Here is a 19,552-nt window from a genome sequence, read left to right as displayed (position 1 = left end):
ACCGATGCCCAGAAGGAATCCCCGATGACCTCTCTTTCCCGCACCCTCGCCGGCCTCTCCCTCGCGCTGTTCGCCTCCGTGGCGGCGGCCCAGTCCACCGTGCGCGTGGACGCGCCCTACGCGCGCGCCACCGTGCCTGGCCAGCCGGCCGGCGGAGGCTACCTGAAGGTCACCAACACCGGCAAGGAGGCCGACCGCCTGCTGTCGGTCTCGGCCGACGTGTCGAAGTCGGTGGAGCTGCACTCGATGTCGATGGAGGGCGACGTGATGCGCATGCGCCAGGTCGACGGCATCGACGTGCCCGCGGGCGGCAGCGTGGAGCTGAAGCCGGGCGGCCTGCACATCATGTTCATCGGCCTCAAGGGGCCGCTGAAGGCGGGCGACACCTTCCCGGCCACGCTGAAGTTCGCGAAGGCGGGGGAGGTGAAGGTGACGGTGCAGGTGAATGCGGCGGCCGCGCCGGCGCAGGATCACGGTGGGCACGGCAACCACAAGCACTGACACACGACAGCGGTCACCCCGGCGAACGCCGGGGCCCACTCGCCCGCCTGCGCGCTGCGGCCGCGGTGGATCCCGGCGTTCGCCGGGATGACGTCGAACCTCAGGGCCCGGTCAGCTTGACCGGATCCAGCAACTCGGCCAGCTTCTCCCGGCCGAGGTCCGTGTGTTCGTCGGCCACGTCCAGGATGGGCCGCCCTTCCTTGTAGGCGATCTTCGCGATCTCCGCCGCCTTCAGGTAGCCGATCAGCGGGTTCAGCGCCGTCACCAGGATCGGGTTGCGTGCCAGCGCCTCCTTGAGGCTCGGTTCATTGACCTTGAACGTGGCGATGGCCTTGTCCGCCAGCAGCCGGCTGGCGTTGGCCAGCAGCTGCACCGACTCGAGCACGTTGCGCGCGATCACCGGCAGCATCACGTTCAGTTCGAAGTTGCCCGACTGGCCGGCCACCGTGATGGTGGCATCGTTGCCGATCACCTGCGCGGCCACCATGGCCGTGGCTTCCGGGATCACCGGGTTCACCTTGCCCGGCATGATCGACGAGCCCGGCTGCAGCGCTTCCAGCTCGATCTCGGCGAGGCCGGCGAGCGGCCCCGAGTTCATCCAGCGCAGGTCGTTCGCGATCTTCATCAGCGCCACCGCCGCCGCCTTCAGCTGGCCCGACGTGGCGACGACCGTGTCCTGCGCGCCCATCACCGCGAAGAAGTTCGGCGCGGGCGAGAAGGCGAGGCCGGTGGCGGTGCTCAGCTCCTCGGCGAAGCGCTGCGCGAAGGCCGGGTCGGTGTTGACGCCGGTGCCCACCGCGGTGCCGCCCTGCGCGAGGCGCTGCAGCGCGGGCAGGCCCGTGCGCAGGTGCGCCGCGGCGTCCTCCACCTGCTGCGCCCAGCCGTCGAGCACCTGGCTCAGGCGCACGGGCATCGCGTCCATCAGGTGGGTGCGGCCGGTCTTCACGTGCTGGTGCACCGTGCGGGCCTTCGTGCGGATGACCATCGCGAGGTGGTCCAGCGCCGGCAGCAGCTCTCCGTGGATCGCGAGCGCGGTGCTGACGTGCAGCGCCGTCGGGATCACGTCGTTGCTGCTCTGGCTCGCGTTGACGTGGTCGTTCGCGCCGACCGGCGCGCCGAGCGCGCGGCCCGCGAGCGTGGCGATCACCTCGTTCGCGTTCATGTTGGTGCTGGTGCCCGAGCCGGTCTGGAACACCTCGACCGGAAAGTGCTGCATGCGCTCGTCGTCGGACGCGGCGAGCAGCTGCGCGATGGCGTCGCCGATGGCGCGGCCCGTCTCCGGGGCAATCGCACCCAGCGTGATGTTGGCGCGCGCGGCCGCGGCCTTCACGAGCAGCACCGCCCGGATGAAGCCGACCGGCATGCGCTGGCCGCTGATGTGGAAGTTGTCGACGGCCCGCTGGGTCTGCGCACCGTAGAGGGCGTCGGCCGGCACGGCCAGCTCGCCCATGCTGTCGCGTTCGAGGCGGGTTCGGGGAGTGAGGGAGGACATCGCGTGGGCTCCTGGACGGGGAATCCCGCAGTGTCCTCCGATTGATGCCGCTGGTCAGTCTCCCTGGCCGGAAGGCAGGGCCGTGATCAGGCCTTTCAGGTGGACTTGTTCGCCATCAGTTCGCCCAGGCGCACCGGCCGCTGGGGTTCCCACACCGGGTTGAACGCGAGCGGCAGGTTCGGGAACAGCAGCACCACGGTGGAGCCGAGCAGGAACCGGCCCATCTCCTCGCCCTTCTTCAGGACCACGTCGTTGCCCTGGTAGGTCCATTCCCTCACGTCGCGGCCGCGCGGCGGGTTGACGACGCCGTGCCACACCGTGGCCATGCTGCCGACGATGGTGGCGCCCACCAGCACGAGCACGAACGGGCCGAGGGCCGACTCGAACACGCACACGACGCGCTCGTTGCGGGCGAACAGGCCCGGCACGCCGCGCGCGGTGGTGGGGTTCACCGAGAACAGCGCGCCCGGCACGTAGATCATGCGGCGCAGGCGGCCCTCGCACGGCATGTGGATGCGGTGGTAGTCGCGGGGGCTCAGGTAGATGGTGGCGAAGTGGCCGTGGTCGAACTGCTTCGCGAGCGCCGCGTCACCGCCCACCAGCGCGGTGGTGGAGTAGCGGTGGCCCTTGGCCTGGAAGATCTGGTCGTGTTCGATGACCCCGTGCTGGCTCACCGCCCCGTCCACCGGGCAGACCAGGTCGGCCTTCGCGAGGGGGCGCAGGCCGGGCTTCAGCGGCCGGGTGAAGAACTCGTTGAACGTCTTGTAGGCGGCCGGGTCCGGGTTGGCCGCTTCGGACATGTCGACCTTGTACTTGCCGATGAACCACTCGATCAACCGCGTGGTGGCCGGTCCGGCAGGGGTCGAGGCGATGCGGCCCGCGAGCGCGGTCAGTGCCTGCTTCGGCAACAGGTATTGCGGCAACACGGCAAGGCGGTCGGACATGGAGAACCTGAAGCAATCGAGGGGCCCGCATTGTATCGGCGGCTCCGCCATTGAAACCCCCGCACGGACCCGCACATGGGACGGATGTCCCGCCTGTTCCTGTTCGGCCTGTCGGCCCTGCTGCACCTGTACCTCGGCCTGCGCCTGGGGCCCCACCTGCCCGCCGGGCACGCCGCCTTCGGCGTGGTGCTGGCCGTGTCGGCCGCGCTGATGCCGCTCGGCCTGCTGGCCACGCGCTGGCGGTCGCGCCGGTTCGCCGACGCCACGGCCTGGGCCGGGCTGCTGGCGATGGGCCTGTTCTCGTCCGTCTTCGTGCTCACGCTCGCGCGCGACGTGCTGCTGCTGGCGGCCTGGCCGTTCGGCGGCTGGGCGCCGGCCTGGGTCTCGGGATCGGCCGTGGGCGTGCTCGTGCTGGGCGCGCTGGTCACCGCCGCCGGGTTCCTGAACGCCCGGCGCACCGCCGCGGTGGTGCGGGTGGACGTGCCCATCGCCGGCCTGCCGGCCGCGCTCGACGGGTTCACCATCGCCCAGATCACCGACATCCACGTCGGGCCCACCATCAAGGCGCGCTACGTGCAGGCCATCGTCGACCGGGTCAACGGCCTGTCGCCCGACATGGTGGCCGTGACCGGCGACCTCGTGGACGGCACGGTGCCGGATTTGCGCGACCACGTCGCCCCGCTCGGGCGGCTGGTGTCGCGCCACGGCACCTATGTCGTGACCGGCAACCACGAGTACTACGCCGGGGCCCACGCGTGGATCGACGAGCTGCGCCGGTTGCAGCTCAACGTGCTGATGAACGAACACGTGGTGCTTCGCCACGGCGGCGGCGAGCTGGTCGTGGCGGGCGTGGCGGACTGGTCGGCCCACCACTTCGATCCGACCCACCGCAGCGACCCGGTGCGGGCGATGGCCGGGGCCCCGCCGGACGCGGGCGCGCGCGTGCTGCTCGCCCACCAGCCGCGCACCGCGGCGCTGGCCGTGGACGCAGGCTACGACCTGCAGCTGTCGGGCCACACCCACGGCGGCCAGTTCTTTCCGTGGAACTTCTTCGTGCCGTTGCAGCAGCCGTTCACGGCCGGGCTGCACAAGCTGAAGGACCTGTGGGTCTACACGAGCCGGGGCACCGGCTACTGGGGGCCGCCAAAGCGCTTCGGCGCGCCGTCCGAGATCACCTGCCTGCGGCTCGTGGCCGCCTGATCTTCACGACATCGCCCACGCCGTGGCGTGGGGCAGCAGCGCCACCACCACGCCCTGGGCGCACGCGCCATGCCACAGCAGCGCGACGTTGTCGCGCGTGGCCCTCTGGCGGGGTGTCGCGAGGCCCCGGGCGACGCGGGTGACCAGCACCGCCGCGAGGAGCGCCATGAGCGCGAGGTGGAAGCCCTGGTAGCCCAGCAGCGCGGCCACGGTCGCGCCCCAGGCGGTGGCGCGCGGGTCGAGGTCCGCCGCGGCGTGCTGCTGGAACAGGCCGGTGAAGGCCCAGGCCGCCAGGCCCGTGGCCACGAGGGTCCAGGCGATCGCCACGCCCCCCAGCGGCCGCATGGCCCGGCCCCGGCCGCCGAGGGCCATCGCCACGGCACTCGCGGCGAAACCGGCTGCGGACCACCCCATGCCGTCCGGCAGCGCGGCGCCCGGCGGCGGGCACACCGGCGCGGCCATCGCGACGTGCACGTGGGCGAACGCCATCGAGGCGAGCACGGTGCCGTCCACCACGAGCAGGATCACCATCGCACACCACGAGTGGGACCGGACCCCGGCCGCGCCGATCGGCACCAAGACGCCGTCGCCCACCGTCGCGGTGGCCTCGTCAGGGGCGCGGTCGGTCTCCCAGAGCCACGCCACCGTCGCGCCGATCGCCAGCGCCCCGAACGCGAACGCCACCACGAGCCACTTCACCGTCAGCAGGAAGAAGAACGCCGCTGTGCCGAGGGCGGCCACCACCGGCAGCCAGCTCGGGCCCGGCAGCACGACCAGGTGCGACAGCGCCGCCCGGTGCGGCGTGGTGACCAGCGTCTCGCGCCCGCCGGTGACCGTGCCGGGCAGCCAGTGCTGTCCGGCCGCGACCTCGGTGGACAGGTTCGGCTGCTCCCACAGCGGTTCGGCGGACGTGACCTGCGGTGTGCTGCGGGCGCCGAAGGTTTCCGTGGGCAGCCATTCGAGCGTGGGGGCGTGCCACGGGTTGCCGGGCACCTTCGCCGGCCGGCGGAACGTGCGCACGGCTTCGACCAGCACCACCGCGAATCCGACGGCCAGCACCGCCGACCCGATGGACGAGAGCAGGTTCGGCCACTCCCAGCCGAGCCCCGGCGCCCAGGTGGCGACGCGCCGCGGCATGCCCATCAGCCCGGCGACGTGCATCGGGAAGAAGGTGAGGTGGAAGCCGCCGAACACGAGGGCGAACGACCAGCGGCCGGCGCGCTCGCCCAGCGCGTGGCCGCTCACGAGCGGCCCCCAGTGGTACAGCGCCGCGAGGATCGGGAACAGCACGCCGCCGATCAGCACGTAGTGCAGGTGGGCGACGATGAAGTACGTGTCGTGCACCTGCCAGTCGAACGGCAGGATGGCCACCATCACGCCGGTGAGGCCGCCGAACACGAACGTGAACAGGAAACCGAGCACGTAGAGCATCGTGGTGTCCAGGCGCACGGTGCCGCGCCAGATCGTGCCGATCCACGCGAACACCTGCACCGCGGTGGGCACGGCCACGGCCAGGCTCGCGAGCGAGACGAGGTTCATCGACAGGCCGCCCAGCCCCGCCGTGAACATGTGGTGCGCCCACAGCAGGAAGCTGATGAGCCCGGTGGCCGCGAGCGACACGACCACCGCGGTGCGGCCCACCAGCCGCGCCTGCACGGCCGCCGGCAGCAGCGCCGACACGAGGCCGGCCGCGGGCAGGAAGATGATGTAGACCTCCGGGTGCCCGAAGAACCAGAACAGGTGCTGCCACAGCAGCGGGTCGCCGCCGCGTTCGGCGATGAAGAAGGGCCAGTCGAACGCCCGCTCCAGCTCGAGCAGCATCGTGCCCGCGATGACGGCGGGGAACGCGAACACGATCATGAACCCCACCACCAGCATCGCCCACGCGTAGACCGGCAGGCGCGCGAGCGTCATGCCCGGCGCGCGGGTCATCAGGATGCCCACGATCAGCTCGATGGCGCCGGCGATGGCCGAGATCTCGATGAAGCCGATGCCCAGCAGCCAGAAGTCCGCGTTGAGGCCCGGCGAGTGCGCGCGGCCCGTGAGCGGCGGGTACATGAACCAGCCGCCGTCGGGCGCCACGCCGAAGAACAGCGTGCAGAAGAACGCGATGCCGCCGAACGCGTAGGCCCAGTACGCGTAGGCCGACAGGCGCGGGAAGGGCAGGTCGCGTGCGCCGAGCATGTTGGGCAGCAGGAACACGGCGATGGCCTCGACCACCGGCACCGCGAACAGGAACATCATCACGGTGCCGTGCATCGTGAACACCTGGTGGTACGTGGCGGGACCCATCACCATCCCGTCGGGCAACGCGAGTTGCGCGCGCATCAGCAGCGCGAGCACGCCGGCCAGCACGAGGAACAGCATGGCCGTCGCGATGTAGAGCTTGCCGATGTACGTGTTGTTGACGGCCGTGAGCCGGCGCCAGCCCGTGGGCATGCGCCACGCCTCGCGCAGTGCGGGCAGTTCGTCGGGCGGGCGGGGCAGGGTGTTCATTCGCGCTCCGCCAGATACGCGCCCAGCGCCGCGAGGTCGCCGGCCGGCAGGTGGTGACCCGCCGGCATGCGGGCGCCCGGCTTGAGCTGCTGCACGCGCACGATCCAGTCGGCGAGTGCGCCGCCGTCGTTCTTCACCGTGCCCGCGCCCAGGTGCAGGCGGCTCGCCACGTGGGTGAGGTCGGGGCCGGCGTCGGCGCCATCGGCGTGGCCGCGCACGGCGTGGCATTGCGCGCAGCCGAGGTCGGTGAAGCGCTGCTGGCCGCGGCGTGCCTCGTCGGTGCGCGGCGGGCCGGCCGGCGCGGCCTGGGCCGCGAGCCAGCGGTCGAACTCGGCCGGCGGCAGCACGACGACGTGCAACGCCATCTTCGCGTGCTGCTCGCCGCAGAACTCGGCACACGCCCCGCGGTACGTCCCGGGCGTGCGCGGGGTCATCACGAGGCGGTTGATGCGGCCCGGCACGAGGTCCATCTTGCCGCCGAGCGCGGGCACCCAGAGGCTGTGGATCACGTCGTCGCTCATCAGTGCGAGGTGCACCGGGCGGCCCGCGGGCAGGCGGAGTTCGTTGGCGGTGACCACCCCGACCTCGCGGTACTGCACATGCCACCACCACGACCGGCCGGTGACCGCGACGACCAGCGCGCCGGGCGGTGGGGGCGCGTCCAGCCCGGCCGTGCGCAGCTGGCTCCAGACGGCGAGCGCGGCGAGCAGCGTGGCGGGCCCCACCGCCCCGCCGACGATCCACCACCGCGGTGGCACGGGTCGCCGGCCCCGCCGCAGCGCGAGGGCCAGCACGCCCATCGTGGCGGCGAGCACGGCGAAGCCGCCGACCATCAGCACCCAGGCCACCTCGGCCAGCACATCGGCTTCGGTCGAGGCCGGGTTCATCGCAGGCCCATCAGGTGGGCGGCCATGTCGCGGGCGTCGGCCTCGGAGACGCCGAGGTCGGGCATGGCCGCACCGGGCACCACGGACCGCGGCGACCGCAGCCACCGCTGCAAGTTTTGCGGTTCGTTTTGCAGTTGCCCGGCAATGTAGCTGCGCCGTCCCCACGCCGTGAGCGCGGGGGCCGACGTGCCCGTGGCCGCGGGCACGTCCGGGATCACGTGGCAGCGGCCGCACTGGTATTGCGCCAGCAACGCCTGGCCGCGGGCCGCGTCGGCGCCGGTGGACGAACGATCGCACCCGGCCAGCAGCAGCATGCCGCACAGCAGCACCGAGGACGAAGCGGGACCGGTCATGACTCCCGGAGGAACAAACGGCGTGCCCGAGGCGCGCGGTTTGCTGGACGGGGGCATGACCCGACTCGGATGGTGTGCGATCGCCACCGCGGTGCTCGCCGCGGGCGGCGCCGTGGCCGTGGTGTTCGGCGGTGTCTACGACGTCAGCGCGACGAAGGAGCACGTGCAGCCCGTCTACACGGTGATGGAGACCACGATGCACGCCTCGGTGCGCCGGCACGCGGCGGGTGTCGCCGTGCCGCCGCTCGGCGATCCCGCGCAGGTGGCGAAGGGGGCCGCCTGCTTTCGCGACCACTGCGTGCTGTGCCACGGCGCCCCGGGCGTGCCGCAGGGCGCCGCGGGGCAGGGCATGCAGCCGTTGCCCGGCCCGCTCGTCGACGGCGCCCGGCGGTGGCGCCCGGCCGAGCTGTACTGGATCACCCGCCACGGCATCAAGATGAGCGGCATGCCCGCGTGGGAGTTCCGGTTCGACGAGGCCGAGCTGTGGGCGGTGGTGGCTTTCCTGCAGCAGCTGCCGTCGCTGGACGCGGCCGCGTACGGCCGGTTGCAGGCGAACGCGGGCGACTGCGAACTCGATCGACCGGAGCGCCGGGCACCCGCGCACGACCGCGACCCGCGCGAGCAGGCCCTGATGGTGCTGCGCCAGCACGCGTGCACCGGCTGCCACGAGATCCCCGGCGCGGTGGACTCGGGTCCGCAGGTGGGGCCGCCGCTGGCCGGCTTCGGCCGGCGGTCGGCCTTCGCGGGCGCCGTGCCCGTCACGCGCGAGAACCTCGTGCGGTGGATCCGCTCGCCGCAGTCCCTGCGCCCCGGCACCGCGATGCCCGACCTGGGCGTGAGCGACGAACACGCCGGCCAGATGGCCGACTACCTGCTCAGCCTGGAATGACCGTCACCGGATCACCCACGCGGAACACGCCGCCGGCCACCACCCGGGCGGTGATGCCGCCGTGGCCGCGCATCGCGTTGTAGCCACCGGGGCCGAAGGTCTCCTCCATGCGCGAACACGGTTCGCACGGGCCGGTGACTTCCAGCCGCACCGAGTCACCGAGGGCGAGCTGCAGCGGCGTGTCCTTGAAGAGGGCCTTCGCGGCCAGCAGGTTGAGCCCCGAGACCACGACGTTGCGGCGCAGCAGCGCGGGGTCCACCGCGCCGATTCCCAGCAGCGAGGCCACCACGGCCAGGTGTTCGGCCTGGACCAGCGTCACGTGGCGCTTGCCCGTGGCCGCGACGCGCACCGCTGAGCGGTCGCCGTCCAGCCCGCGCAGCACGAGGGCCGTGGCTTCGTTCACCGCCTTCATCGGCTCGCGCCGGCCGGGCCGCAGCAGGATCGTGTCGACCCGGCCCGGCCGCGGGAACCGCGCGGTCAGCGTGCGCAGGCCGTCGGGTTCGTCCGTCATGCGAGGGTGTCGACGATGCCGCCGTCGACGCGCAGGGCCGCGCCGGTCGTCGCCGACGCCAGGGGCGAGCAGACGTACACGACGAGGTTCGCCACCTCCTCCGGCGTGGCCACCCGCTGGATGATGGAGGTGGGCCGCATCTTCCGCACGAATGCGGCACCGGCCTCGTCGACGGTCTTGCCCGCCTGGTCGGCCCCGGGCTTGAGCATGCCGACGACGCCGTCGGACATCGTGGGCCCCGGCAGCACCGCGTTGACGGTGACACCCGTGCCGGCCATGCGCTTGGCCAGGCCGCGCGAGACCGACAGGTTCGCCGTCTTCGTGAAGCCGTAGTGCACCATGTCCACCGGGATGTTGAGCCCCGACTCGGACGACATGAACACCACGCGGCCCCAGCGGCGCTCGGCCATGCCGGGGGCGTAGGCCCGCGAGAGGCGCACGCCCGACATCACGTTGACCTCGTAGAAGCGGTCCCAGTCCTCGTCGGTGATCTCGAAGAAGTCCTTCGGTCCGTAGATGCCGACGTTGTTGACGAGGATGTCCGCGGCGGGTTCCGCCTTCACGAGCGCCGCGCAGCCCTCCGCGGTGCCGAGGTCGGCCGGCACGCCGCGCACGCGGGCGCCGGCGACATCGTTGGCGATGGCCGCGACGGCCTTCGCGACGGCATCCGACGAACGGCCGTTCACCACCACGGTGGCGCCGCAGGAGGCGAGCCCCCGTGCGATGGCGAGGCCGATGCCGGCGGTGGAGCCGGTGACGATGGCGGTCTTGTCGGTCAGGTCGATCTTCATGGCGGGCTCCGGACGGGTGGGGTGGAATTAATTCGCGCCGGCCGCGGGCACGTCGCGTTCGCCGGGCATTTTCTCGTGGACACTGTCCGCGCTGCCTCTCTCCTTCGCATGCCCTTGAAATCCACCCGCCCGTTCCGCCTGCTGTTCGTCGAGGACAGCGACCAGCTCCGCGAGACGATGGCCATCCTCCTGGAGGCCGACGGCCGCGAGGTGGTGACCACGGCGACGGCCGAGGAGGCGCTCGCGCTGCACACGGCCGATCCCTTCGACCTGGTGGTGACCGACCTCACCCTCGGGGCGATGTCCGGCGTAGACCTCGCCCGCGCGGTGCTGGCCCGCGACCCGGCGGGCTGGGTGGTGCTCGCGTCCGGCTACGCGATCGATCCGGGCCTGCGGGCGCTGGGTCGGAACGTGCGGGTGCTCGCCAAGCCGTTCACGTCGGCCGCCATCGAGGCGGTGGTGGGCGAGGCCGGCGGCGCGACGTAGTTCAGTGCCGCCCCGCGGCGAGCAGGTCGCTCACCCGCGCCACCAGGCCGTCCATCGTGAACGGCTTCGTCACGATGCCCATGCCGGCCTCCAGGAAACCGTGCGCGGCGGCCGCCTCGCTGGCGTAGCCGGTCATGAACAGCACCTTGAGGCCCGGTCGGGCCGCGCGGGCGGCGTCGGCCAGCCGGCGGCCGTCGAGGCCGGGCAGGCCGATGTCGGTGAGCAGCAGGTCGATGGGGCCGGGCGCCTGCACGCGGGCCAGGCCTTCGGGCCCGTCGGCCGCGGTCGACACGCGGTAGCCGTGTTCGCCGAGCACGTCGACGATCAGCGACCGCACGACGGGGTCGTCCTCCACGACGAGCACCGCCTCTCCGCGCTCCGCGTGGCAGGCGGGGTCGTCGGCCGCCTCGTCCTCGCCCGTGTCCGTCCCGTGGTGGCGGGGCAGTGCCAGCGTGACCGTGGTGCCGCGGCCCACGGCGGTGTCGATGTGGCAGAAGCCTTCGGACTGCAGCGCGAAGCCGTAGATCATCGACAGCCCGAGACCGGTGCCCTGGCCGATCGGCTTCGTGGTGAAGAACGGTTCGAAGGCGCGCGCGGCCACGTCGGGCGGCATGCCGATGCCGGTGTCGGTCACCGAGATGCAGACGTACTCGCCGGGCCCGGCGGGGTGGCCGGCCTCGCGGTGGAGGTTGCGGGTCTCGATCTCGAGGGTGCCGCCGCCGGGCATCGCGTCGCGCGCGTTGATCGCGAGGTTCAGCAGCGCGTTCTCGAGCTGGTTCGGGTCGCACAGCGTGGTCCACACCCCCTCGGCCAGCACCATCTCGAGCGCGATGTGTTCGCCGAGCGTGCGCCGCAGCAGGTCCTCCATCGAACCCACCAGCGGGTTCGGGCGCACGGGTTTCGGGTCGAGCGGCTGGCGGCGCGAGAACGCGAGCAGGCGGTGGGTGAGCGACGCCGCCTTCTGCGTGGCGCCGAGCGCGGCGTCCACGTGCCGTTCGATCTCGCCGGGGCGGCCCTGCGCGATGCGCTTGCGCACCACCTCGAGCGAACCCGAGATGCCCTGGAGCAGGTTGTTGAAGTCGTGGGCGATGCCCCCGGTCAGCTGGCCCACGGCCTCCATCTTCTGGCTCTGCCGCAACTGCGCCTCGGCCTCGCGCAGCGCCTCGGCCGCGGCGCTTTCGGCGGTGATGTCGCGGCCCACGGCGTGCACGAAGCCGGCCTCGGGCACGGCGGTCCACGCCACGGTGCGATACGTGCCGTCGCGGTGGCGCCAGCGGTTTTCGAAGTGCCGCGTGGCCAGGCCCGCACCCAGGCGGGCGGCTTCCTCGAGCGACCGCGCGCGGTCGTCGGGGTGGACGAGGTCGATGTAGGGCTGGCCGACCAGGTCGGCCGGCTGCCAGCCGAGCTGCGCGAGCCACGCGGGGTTGATCGCCTGGATCGTGCCGTCGAGCCGGGAGATCATCATCAGGTCGGTGGCCAGGCGCCAGACCCGGTCGAGGTCGCGCGTGCGGCGCGCCACGCGTTCCTCGAGCGACGTGTTGACCCGCGCGAGTTCGTCCTGGTTCGCGCGCAGCGTGGCTTCCGCCCGATCGCGTTCGCGCGATGCGACCACCCGGCCGGTGGTTTCGTTGACGATGCACAGCACGCCGGCGACGCCCCCGTCGTCGCCGGACACGGCCGAGTAGGAGATGTCGAAATACACCTCTTCGAGGAACCCGTGCCGCTCGATGCGGAAGGGGCGGTCGGCGGCCGACACGGTCTCGCCGGTGGTGCGCACCTTCGCGAGCAGGGGTTCCAGGTCGTCCCACAGCTCGGTCCACGACTCGATGGCCGGGCGGCCGAGCGCGCGCGGGTGCTTGTTGCCGATGGTGGGGGCGTAGACGTCGTTGTAGAAGGCCACGTACTGCGGCCCCCAGAACAGCACGATCTGCACGTGGGCCGGCAGCATCAGCCCGATCACGGACTTCAGGTTCGCGGGCCAGCGCTCCGGCGGACCGAGGGCGGTCGATTCCCAGCCATCGGCCCGCATCAGCGCGGCGACGTCACCCCCGGCGTCGGGCCAGCGGCGGGACGAACGGTCTCGTGCGGTCATGGCATTCCGGTGAGGTGGTGGTCCGGCGATTATGCGAGGGCCTTCGGGGCGGGGGTGACGAGTGCGAAGGCAGCCCCGCACATCAGCAGCATCGCGAGGGCGAGCGGTGCCGGGCTCGTGCCCGCGAGGAAGGGCGCCACGGCCTGTGTGCCGAGCGCCCCCGCGAGCAGGATGGCCAGCATCATCAGCGCCGACGCCCGCCCCATCTGCGACGGCGGCAGCGACAGCGCCTCGCTGAACGAGGCCGGTCCGCGCACGGCCAGCGCACCGCAGAAGGCGCACCAGAACAGCAGCAGCGCGGTGAACGGCAGTGATCCTGCCAGGCTTGCCGCCAGCAGCAGTGCGCACAGCAGCACGTGCAGGCCCGCGCCGATCTGGATCGCCCGGGGCGCGCCCACGCCCTTGCTGATGCGGCCGGACTGGCTGGCCGCCACCATGAACGTCGCCACGCTCAGCACCTGCAACGTGGCGAAGGCCGCGTTGCCGAGGCCGAAGGCGTTCACGACGAGCTGCGGCGCGCTGGCGACGAAGGTCAGCAGCGCCCCCATGCACAGCGCCTGCGACAGTGCGATGCGCACGAACTTGCCGTGGCGCAGCAGCGTGCCGTAGCCGGACGGCACGCTGCGGTCCAGGCCGGGCAGCACTTTCGGCGAGACCTTCACGACGAAGGGCAGCACGGCGAATGTCACGGCCGCGAGCACCCAGAACGTGCCCCGCCAGTCCGTCACGAGCAGCAGCGCCGCGCCCAGCACCGGCCCGGCCGCGGGCACGGCCGACTCGATCATCGAGATGGCGGCGAGGCCGCGCACCGCGTCGTGGTCGCCGAGCGTGGCGCGCACGACGCTCGGCGCCACCACCGCGGCGGCCCCGGCCGCGGCGCCCTGCACGAAGCGCATCGCGAGCAGCCAGGCGATGTCGGGCGCCAGGGCACAGCCCGCGCTGGTGGCCACGAGCAGGCCGCCGCCGACCAGCACGCAGCGGCGGGGCCCGAGCCGGTTCAGCGCCGCGCCCCAGAACAGCTGCGACGCCGCGAGGCCGGCGAGGAACACCGCGACCGTGGCCTGCGCCAGCGGCACGGAGATGCCGAGCGCCCCCAGCAGCGATGGCACGGCGGGCAGGTACAGGTCCATCGCCAGCATGCTGGTGCAGGTGACGAGCGACAGCGGCAGGATCGTGCGGAGGGCGGTGGGAATCATGCTTGCGGGAGGGCCTACGGAGGGGCAGCATAGGTCATGTGTCCGTCACGGGGCGGCCCTATCGTTTTCCGACTCAACCCAAGGAGGCTCCCGATGACCCTGCGTCCCCTTCGTCTCGCCGCCGTGCTGGCGCTGGCCACCGCGCTCTGCGCCCCGGCCCTCGCCCACGACCACAAGCCCGCCCAGCCGGCCAAGCCCACGCTGATCGCCCACCGCGGTGCGAGCGGCTACGTGCCCGAGCACACGCTGGCGGCCTACTGGCTGGCCATCGAGCAGGGCGCCGACTTCGTCGAGCCCGACCTCGTCATCACGAAGGACGGCGTGCTCGTCGCCCGCCACGAGAACGCCATCGCGATCCTGAACGCCGACGGTTCCGTGCGCGAAGCCACCACCGACGTGGTCGACCGCCCCGAGTTCGCCGCGCGCAAGACCACGAAGACCATCGACGGCACCGCCATCACCGGCTGGTTCACGGAAGACTTCACGCTCGCCGAGCTGAAGACGCTGCGCGCCCGCGAGCGCCTGCCCGCCGTGCGAGCCGCCAACACGCGCTTCGACGGCCAGTTCGAGATCCCGACGTTCGAGGAGGTGCTGCAACTCGTCGAGCGCGCCAACGAGGCGCGCAAGGAAGAGGCGCGCCGCGAAGGCGGCCGCCGCTGGCACCGCGACGACCAGCCCATCGGCGTGTACCCGGAGACCAAGCACCCGAGCTACTTCCAGGGCATCGGCAAGCCCCTCGAGCAGCCGCTCGTGCGCCTGCTGAACCGCTACGGCTACACCGGCAAGAACGCCCCGGTGATCATCCAGTCGTTCGAGACGCAGAACCTGCGCCAGCTGTCGCGGATGACCCGCGTGCCACTCGCGCAGCTGCTCAACGGGTCGGGCAAGCCGTGGGACTTCGTGCAAAGCGGCGACCCGCGCACGTACGCCGACCTCGCCAAGCCCGCGGGCCTGGCCGACATCGCGACGTATGCCGACGGCATCGGCGCGAACACGAACCTGATGATCCCGCTCGTGGGCGGCCGCCTCGGCACGCCCACCACGCTGGTGGCCGATGCCCACGCCGCCGGCCTGATCGTGCACGGCTGGACCTTCCGCGCGGAGAACACCTTCCTGCCGAACGAGTTCGACGCGGGCACCGATCCCACGGCGCTGGGCGACCTCGAAGGCCAGATCCATGCGTTCCTGAAGCTCGGCATGGACGGCTTCTTCACCGACCAGCCGTTCCTCGGGCGCAAGGCGATCGACAGCTTCGTGAAGTGATCCTCAGAGGGTTCGCAGTGCTTCCGTGACCGCATGGATCACGAGCCCCGCGAGCCCGCCCACCAGCGTGCCGTTGATGCGGATGAACTGCAGGTCGCGGCCGATGTTGCGTTCGAGCTCCGACGTCATCTCGGCCGCGTTCCACTCCGCCACGCGCGACACGATGTACGCGCGGATGTCCTCCCGGTAGCGTTCGATCCACCGGGGCGCCGTGGCCAGCAGCTGGCCGTCGATCCACGCCCGCATCGCCTCGTCCTTCAGCAGCTGCTCGCCCAGGCCCCGCGTGGCGTCGGCCACGCGCTCGCGCAGCGACGACTGGTCGCTGGCGAGGTCCTGGCGGGTCCATTCGATCACCTGGGTCCACAGGCCGTGCAGGTACTGCGTGAGCTGCGGGTGGGCCAGCAGCTCCTGCTTCAGGCGTTCGCCCTTCTCGTGCATTGCCGGGTCGTGTTTCAGGTCGCGGATGAAGTCGGCCATGAAGGCGTCGAAGCGCACGCGCAGCGGGTGGCCGGCGTCCTCGCCCATCTCGCCGACGAGCTGCACGACGCCGGCCACCATCTTCTCGGTGGCGTACCGGCCCGCGGCATGGTCGAGGCCCACGAAGCGCAGGTACTTGACCTCGCGCGCCACCACCTCGGCCACCTCGTGCTTGAGCGTTTCGTCGTCGAGCACGTGGCCCAGCTGGCGCAGCGCGGCGTCGAGCAGCTGCTGGTGGCGGCCGTCGGCGGTCAGCACGTCCAGCAGCTGGCCGGTGAGCCGCGTGCTGTCGACCCGGTCGAGCCGTGCGAGCACCGTGGTGCGGAAGAAGTGGCGCACCGGTTCGTCGTCGAGTGCGCGCAGCGCATGGGCCAGCAGGGCGCCGAGGTGATGGGCCACCTGCTGCGCGTGCACCGGGTCGGCGAGCCATGCGGCCAGGCGGTCGGCCGCGCGGAACGTGCGCAGTTTCTCCAGCACCTGCTCGGTGCCGAGGAAGTTCTCGCAGATGAAGGTGGCGAGGTTGGCCCCGATGCGGTCCTTGTTGCTCGGGATGATCGCGGTGTGGGGAATGGGCAGGCCGAGCGGGTGGCGGAACAGCGCGACGACGGCGAACCAGTCGGCCAGCGCCCCCACCATCGCGGCTTCCGCGAACGCGGCGACGTAGCCCCAGGCCGGGTGCTGGCCGCCCAGCAGCGAGGCGACGGCGTAGACGACCGCCGCGCCCGCCAGCAGCGCCATGGCGATCCATTTCATGCGGGCGAGGTCGTTCGGTCGGGATGGCAACGGCGACTCCGGAGGCTGAGGGGTTTGGGGCCATTGTCCGCAGGATCGGGCGGATTCACCCGGCCTGCCGCAAATCGACGAAAATGCGACGGATTCTCATCTGCCGTACCTCCGATGTCCGCCCATCCGTCCTCCCGCCGCGCGGGGCTTTCCCGATGATCAGCCCGAAGGCCATCCGCACCTGGGCGTGGGTGCACAAGTGGAGCAGCCTCGTCTGCACGGTCTTCATGCTGCTGCTGTGCCTGACCGGCCTGCCGCTCATCTTCCACCACGAGATCAACCACCTGCTGGGCACCGACGTGGAAGCGCCGGCCGTGCCCGCCGGCACGCCCATGGCCGACCTCGACCGGGTCATGGAGACGGCCAAGGCCCGCAACCCGTCGCTGGGCGGCATGTTCGTGTCGCGTGAACCCGACGATGACCGGGTCTGGTACGTCACGATGTCGCCCACCCCCACGTCCACCAGCGGCCTGAAGCAAGTGGCGGTGGACGCGCGCACCGCCGCGCCGCTGGCCGAACCGTCGCTCGACAGCGGCTTCATGTACGTCATGTACTCGCTGCACATCGACCTCTTCGCGGGTCTGCCGGGCACGCTGTTCCTCGGGCTGATGGGCATCCTGCTCGTGGTGGCCACCGTCTCGGGCGTCGTGCTCTACGCGCCGTTCATGCGCAAGCTGGGCTTCGGCGACGTGCGCCGCGAACGCTCCACGCGCATCAAGTGGCTCGACCTGCACAACCTGCTGGGCATCGTCACGCTGGTGTGGGTGTTCGTCGTGGGCGCCACCGGGGTCATCAACACGTGGGCCGACCTCGTGGTCAAGTACTGGCAGAACGACCAGATGGCCGAGATGATCGCGCCGTACAAGGGACTGCCGCCGCCTTCCACGCACGGTTCGCTGCAGAAGGCCGTGACCGCGGCGCTGGCGCTCGAGCCCCACATGAAGCTCGGCTTCATCGCGTTCCCGGGCACGTCGTTCTCGAGCCCGCACCACTACACCGTGTTCATGCGTGGCAACACGCCGTTCACGTCCAAGCTCTTCAAGCCCGTGCTGGTCGACTCGCAGACGGGCCAGATCACCGACAGCCGCGAGCCGCCCTGGTACCTCACCGGCCTGCTGCTGTCGCAGCCGCTGCACTTCGGCGACTACGGCGGCAGGCCCATGCAGATCCTGTGGGCCGTGCTCGACATCCTCACCATCATCGTGCTGGGCAGCGGCCTGTACCTCTGGCTGAAGCGGCGCAACCCGGTCGTGCAGCGCGACCTCACCGAACCCGAACGCCTGGCCGAAGCGCCGGCAGGAGCGAACCCATGAAAAGCGGACTCTGGACCTGGCCCATCGTCCTCGGCGTGCTGACCACCATCGGGCTGCTGTCGGCCCTGCTCGGCGACGGGGTGTGGGACGCGCTGTCGTGGGTCACGCTGGGCGTGCCGGTGGTCGTGTGCCTCTGGTACGGCTGGCTGCGGCGCGAGAAGGCCGCCAGCTGATCGATCAGAACGCGAACTTCACGCCCGCGGTGAATTGCCGCGCGTGGGGTTCGGTGGGCTGGGCGCCGCAGGCGGCGTTCAGGCTCCACTGCTTGCCGCCGTTGAAGCGGATGCCCGCGGCGAGCCAGGGGCGCTGCCGGTCGTCGCCATAGAACTCGGCGGTCAGGTCCACGAGCGAACTCACCGCGGCCTCGCCGGCCAGGTTCCAGGTGGTGGTCGTGACCCGGGTCGGGCGGCTGTTGAGCCAGCCCAGGTTCGCGTGCCACGTGAGCGTTTCGCTGAACTTGCCGGTGGCCACCAGCACCACGTTGGCGGTCAGCTCCGCGGTCTCGCCGCCCACGCGGCGTTCGTGGCCGAGGGTCATCGCGATCGCCCATTCGGCGGGGCCGTCCTTCCACCAGGGCAGCGCGGTCTTCAGGCCGAGGGACACGGCGCGGGTCGACGGTTCCTCCGTCTCCTGGCCGCGGGTGAAGGCGAGGGTCGCCTGGGTGCCGAACCCCACGCCGCAGCCGATCTGGGCGCCGGCGGTGACTTCGGTGGTCTCCTCGCGCTGGCGTCCGCCGAAGCCTTCCAGTTCGCAGTCGCGCGGGGCGAGCACCCCGGCGTCCTCGGTGACGAGCGGGCGGGCGGCGTGGCCGGCCACGGGCAGCAGCAGGGCTGCGGAGGCACAGAGGGCGAGCGGACGGACGAACAACATGGGCACGACAACGGACGAGCAGCCGGGCCCGGCGGGCCCGTCCCTCGTGTTTCGGCCCCGGGGCGGTCGACTTGAGCGTGCCGGCCCGGCCGCGTGATCCGCGTCACGCGGCGGGCCCGGGAGGGGTCAGCGCCGGAGCAGGTCCATGGCCTTCGTGAGGCTGCGGCGCATGCGGTTGAACGAGCGCTGCAGCGAACCGATCTCGTCCTTGCGGCCCTCGGGGAACTCGGGCGTGTCCATCTCGCCCTGGCTGAAGCGGTTGGCGGCGTGCGCCACCTGGCGCACCGGGGTCACCACCCAGCGCTGCAGCAGCATGTTGAGCGCGACGAACAGCAGCGCGAACACCCCCACCAGCGTGCCGATGAACGCGGTGGCCACCTCGCGGGCCTTGTCGTTGGCGACCTGCGTGGGCACCGAGACCACCTGGGCGCCGATCACCTCGTTCAGTTGCCAGCCGAAGCCGTGTTCGCGACCGTACTTGGTGATCAGCGAGGCCGGCGCGGCCTCGGGCGTGCTGTGGCACGCGAGGCAGGCGGCGTTCCTGATCTGGATGGGGCGGGCCACGTAGAACTTGGTGCCCGAGGCGTCGGCGATCTCGCCGGTCTGGTCCTTCAGGTCGGGGCTCGCGCGGAAGCGCTCGACGACCTCGCGCTCCCAGTCGACCGCCGCGTTGCGCGGGTTCGTGGGGTTCAGCGTCGCTTCCTTGTAGCCATAGCCGGGCTGGGCCTTGGCCAGCCGGGCGATGGTTTCGGTGGCGGCGAAGGCCGGCACGGTCTCGGGCAGGAAGTGGCGGTCGAGCAGCGGGTCGAGGTGCGGCTTCACGTGGGTGACCGTGTAGTCGCGCACGGCGAGGGCCACGTCCATCATGCGGCGGGCGTCGTGCACCACCTCGGCCTGGGCGTTCTTCAGCACGAGGCGGTAGACGATGCCGCCGGCCACCACGAGCGCCAGGGCGAACAGGGTTGCGAAGACGAGGTTGAACTTGAGCTTCAGGTTCATGCGGGTCTC

At 71.8% G+C, this 19,552-nt stretch carries 19 protein-coding genes; 7 read left to right on the top strand and 12 right to left on the bottom strand.

Translation table 11 applies throughout. The annotated features are described in order from the left end of the window. Positions 1–24: 24 nt before the first annotated feature. Positions 25–501: a copper chaperone PCu(A)C gene (locus A4W93_RS26450; protein ID WP_085753452.1), complete on the top strand. Its 477-nt coding sequence runs from the start codon at positions 25–27 to the stop codon at positions 499–501. 100 nt (positions 502–601) lie between these two features. On the opposite strand, the gene A4W93_RS26445 is transcribed toward A4W93_RS26450, so the two are convergent. Further along, positions 602–1,993, bottom strand: a complete 1,392-nt coding sequence (locus A4W93_RS26445) for a class II fumarate hydratase (RefSeq protein ID WP_085753451.1) — start codon at positions 1,991–1,993, stop codon at positions 602–604. 95 nt (positions 1,994–2,088) lie between these two features. Continuing rightward, positions 2,089–2,937 carry an archaetidylserine decarboxylase gene (asd, locus tag A4W93_RS26440; RefSeq protein ID WP_085753450.1) on the bottom strand — a complete coding sequence of 283 codons (849 nt, stop codon included), beginning with the start codon at positions 2,935–2,937 and terminating at the stop codon, positions 2,089–2,091. A gap of 75 nt (positions 2,938–3,012) precedes the next feature. Between asd and A4W93_RS26435 the strand changes: the two genes are divergently transcribed. Next, entirely contained in the window at positions 3,013–4,137 is a 1,125-nt protein-coding gene (locus A4W93_RS26435; RefSeq protein WP_085753449.1) for a metallophosphoesterase, read from the top strand. 3 nt (positions 4,138–4,140) lie between these two features. Here A4W93_RS26435 and A4W93_RS26430 read toward each other — a convergent pair whose 3' ends face one another. The 3 genes from A4W93_RS26430 to A4W93_RS26420 are packed head-to-tail and all read right to left on the bottom strand — an operon-like array spanning position 4,141 to position 7,873. Then, a complete protein-coding gene (locus A4W93_RS26430; RefSeq protein WP_085753448.1) occupies positions 4,141–6,633 on the bottom strand; it encodes a cbb3-type cytochrome c oxidase subunit I in 2,493 nt (830 codons plus the stop codon). Further along, positions 6,630–7,520 (bottom strand): cytochrome c oxidase subunit II, encoded by an 891-nt coding sequence (gene coxB, locus A4W93_RS26425; protein ID WP_085753447.1) that lies wholly within the window; start codon positions 7,518–7,520, stop codon positions 6,630–6,632. The genes A4W93_RS26430 and coxB overlap by 4 nt, the downstream gene beginning before the upstream one ends. Then, positions 7,517–7,873, bottom strand: coding sequence for a c-type cytochrome (locus tag A4W93_RS26420; protein WP_085753446.1), 357 nt, complete (start codon positions 7,871–7,873; stop codon positions 7,517–7,519). Before A4W93_RS26420 ends, coxB begins: the two co-directional genes overlap by 4 nt. A 55-nt stretch (positions 7,874–7,928) precedes the next feature. On the opposite strand from A4W93_RS26420, the gene A4W93_RS26415 reads away from it, so the two are divergent. Continuing rightward, complete coding sequence (locus A4W93_RS26415) at positions 7,929–8,762, top strand: c-type cytochrome (protein ID WP_085753445.1); 834 nt, start codon at positions 7,929–7,931, stop codon at positions 8,760–8,762. Here the strand turns inward: A4W93_RS26415 and A4W93_RS26410 are convergent. Together A4W93_RS26410 and A4W93_RS26405 are read right to left on the bottom strand one after the other, a co-directional pair. Next, on the bottom strand, positions 8,749–9,273 hold the full coding sequence (locus tag A4W93_RS26410) for an MOSC domain-containing protein (protein WP_085753444.1): 525 nt from the start codon (positions 9,271–9,273) through the stop codon (positions 8,749–8,751). The two genes, A4W93_RS26415 and A4W93_RS26410, sit on opposite strands and share 14 nt — an antisense overlap. After that, the gene (locus A4W93_RS26405; protein ID WP_085753443.1) at positions 9,270–10,064 is read right to left on the bottom strand and encodes an SDR family NAD(P)-dependent oxidoreductase; all 795 of its coding nucleotides are present in this window, start codon (positions 10,062–10,064) and stop codon (positions 9,270–9,272) included. Before A4W93_RS26405 ends, A4W93_RS26410 begins: the two co-directional genes overlap by 4 nt. A 114-nt stretch (positions 10,065–10,178) precedes the next feature. Here A4W93_RS26405 and A4W93_RS26400 point away from each other — a divergent pair, with 114 nt between their 5' ends. Continuing rightward, complete coding sequence (locus A4W93_RS26400) at positions 10,179–10,550, top strand: response regulator (protein ID WP_407081695.1); 372 nt, start codon at positions 10,179–10,181, stop codon at positions 10,548–10,550. 1 nt (position 10,551) lies between these two features. On the opposite strand, the gene A4W93_RS26395 is transcribed toward A4W93_RS26400, so the two are convergent. Beyond that, complete coding sequence (locus A4W93_RS26395) at positions 10,552–12,642, bottom strand: hybrid sensor histidine kinase/response regulator (RefSeq protein ID WP_085753441.1); 2,091 nt, start codon at positions 12,640–12,642, stop codon at positions 10,552–10,554. A gap of 29 nt (positions 12,643–12,671) precedes the next feature. Next, entirely contained in the window at positions 12,672–13,838 is a 1,167-nt protein-coding gene (locus tag A4W93_RS26390; protein ID WP_085753440.1) for an MFS transporter, read from the bottom strand. Between the two features lie 93 nt (positions 13,839–13,931). On the opposite strand from A4W93_RS26390, the gene A4W93_RS26385 reads away from it, so the two are divergent. Beyond that, the gene (locus A4W93_RS26385; RefSeq protein ID WP_085753439.1) at positions 13,932–15,101 is read left to right on the top strand and encodes a glycerophosphodiester phosphodiesterase; all 1,170 of its coding nucleotides are present in this window, start codon (positions 13,932–13,934) and stop codon (positions 15,099–15,101) included. Positions 15,102–15,104: 3 nt separating this feature from the next. On the opposite strand, the gene A4W93_RS26380 is transcribed toward A4W93_RS26385, so the two are convergent. After that, complete coding sequence (locus A4W93_RS26380) at positions 15,105–16,331, bottom strand: DUF445 domain-containing protein (protein WP_085753438.1); 1,227 nt, start codon at positions 16,329–16,331, stop codon at positions 15,105–15,107. Positions 16,332–16,516: 185 nt separating this feature from the next. On the opposite strand from A4W93_RS26380, the gene A4W93_RS26375 reads away from it, so the two are divergent. Both A4W93_RS26375 and A4W93_RS30155 read left to right on the top strand, forming a co-directional pair. Next, positions 16,517–17,674: a PepSY-associated TM helix domain-containing protein gene (locus A4W93_RS26375; protein WP_218919171.1), complete on the top strand. Its 1,158-nt coding sequence runs from the start codon at positions 16,517–16,519 to the stop codon at positions 17,672–17,674. Further along, positions 17,671–17,847: a hypothetical protein gene (locus tag A4W93_RS30155; RefSeq protein WP_169726592.1), complete on the top strand. Its 177-nt coding sequence runs from the start codon at positions 17,671–17,673 to the stop codon at positions 17,845–17,847. The genes A4W93_RS26375 and A4W93_RS30155 overlap by 4 nt, the downstream gene beginning before the upstream one ends. Positions 17,848–17,851: 4 nt before the next feature. Here the strand turns inward: A4W93_RS30155 and A4W93_RS26370 are convergent, their stop codons facing one another. Together A4W93_RS26370 and A4W93_RS26365 are read right to left on the bottom strand one after the other, a co-directional pair. Beyond that, entirely contained in the window at positions 17,852–18,544 is a 693-nt protein-coding gene (locus tag A4W93_RS26370; protein WP_085753437.1) for a PA4824 family protein, read from the bottom strand. Positions 18,545–18,670: 126 nt separating this feature from the next. After that, positions 18,671–19,543, bottom strand: a complete 873-nt coding sequence (locus A4W93_RS26365; RefSeq protein WP_085753436.1) for a Tll0287-like domain-containing protein — start codon at positions 19,541–19,543, stop codon at positions 18,671–18,673. Positions 19,544–19,552: the final 9 nt, after the last annotated feature.

This window comes from Piscinibacter gummiphilus (genome assembly GCF_002116905.1).
Lineage (GTDB): Bacteria > Pseudomonadota > Gammaproteobacteria > Burkholderiales > Burkholderiaceae_C > Rhizobacter > Rhizobacter gummiphilus.
The sequence above is the reverse complement of the archived record's forward strand: the minus strand, read 5'-3'. Positions and strand labels throughout refer to the sequence as shown.

Excerpts from the sequence above, each read along its gene's own strand:
- A4W93_RS26385 (WP_085753439.1), top strand. The coding sequence starts at position 13,932 with ATGACCCTGCGTCCCCTTCGTCTCGCCGCCGTGCTGGCGCTGGCCACC.
- A4W93_RS26390 (WP_085753440.1), bottom strand. The coding sequence starts at position 13,838 with ATGATTCCCACCGCCCTCCGCACGATCCTGCCGCTGTCGCTCGTCACC.
- A4W93_RS26410 (WP_085753444.1), bottom strand. The coding sequence starts at position 9,273 with ATGACGGACGAACCCGACGGCCTGCGCACGCTGACCGCGCGGTTCCCG.
- A4W93_RS26405 (WP_085753443.1), bottom strand. The coding sequence starts at position 10,064 with ATGAAGATCGACCTGACCGACAAGACCGCCATCGTCACCGGCTCCACC.
- coxB (WP_085753447.1), bottom strand. The coding sequence starts at position 7,520 with ATGAACCCGGCCTCGACCGAAGCCGATGTGCTGGCCGAGGTGGCCTGG.
- A4W93_RS26430 (WP_085753448.1), bottom strand. The coding sequence starts at position 6,633 with ATGAACACCCTGCCCCGCCCGCCCGACGAACTGCCCGCACTGCGCGAG.
- A4W93_RS26445 (WP_085753451.1), bottom strand. The coding sequence starts at position 1,993 with ATGTCCTCCCTCACTCCCCGAACCCGCCTCGAACGCGACAGCATGGGC.
- A4W93_RS26450 (WP_085753452.1), top strand. The coding sequence starts at position 25 with ATGACCTCTCTTTCCCGCACCCTCGCCGGCCTCTCCCTCGCGCTGTTC.
- A4W93_RS26415 (WP_085753445.1), top strand. The coding sequence starts at position 7,929 with ATGACCCGACTCGGATGGTGTGCGATCGCCACCGCGGTGCTCGCCGCG.
- A4W93_RS26420 (WP_085753446.1), bottom strand. The coding sequence starts at position 7,873 with ATGACCGGTCCCGCTTCGTCCTCGGTGCTGCTGTGCGGCATGCTGCTG.
- A4W93_RS26395 (WP_085753441.1), bottom strand. The coding sequence starts at position 12,642 with ATGACCGCACGAGACCGTTCGTCCCGCCGCTGGCCCGACGCCGGGGGT.
- A4W93_RS30155 (WP_169726592.1), top strand. The coding sequence starts at position 17,671 with ATGAAAAGCGGACTCTGGACCTGGCCCATCGTCCTCGGCGTGCTGACC.
- A4W93_RS26435 (WP_085753449.1), top strand. The coding sequence starts at position 3,013 with ATGGGACGGATGTCCCGCCTGTTCCTGTTCGGCCTGTCGGCCCTGCTG.
- A4W93_RS26375 (WP_218919171.1), top strand. The coding sequence starts at position 16,517 with ATGATCAGCCCGAAGGCCATCCGCACCTGGGCGTGGGTGCACAAGTGG.
- asd (WP_085753450.1), bottom strand. The coding sequence starts at position 2,937 with ATGTCCGACCGCCTTGCCGTGTTGCCGCAATACCTGTTGCCGAAGCAG.
- A4W93_RS26380 (WP_085753438.1), bottom strand. The coding sequence starts at position 16,331 with ATGAAATGGATCGCCATGGCGCTGCTGGCGGGCGCGGCGGTCGTCTAC.
- A4W93_RS26370 (WP_085753437.1), bottom strand. The coding sequence starts at position 18,544 with ATGTTGTTCGTCCGTCCGCTCGCCCTCTGTGCCTCCGCAGCCCTGCTG.
- A4W93_RS26365 (WP_085753436.1), bottom strand. The coding sequence starts at position 19,543 with ATGAACCTGAAGCTCAAGTTCAACCTCGTCTTCGCAACCCTGTTCGCC.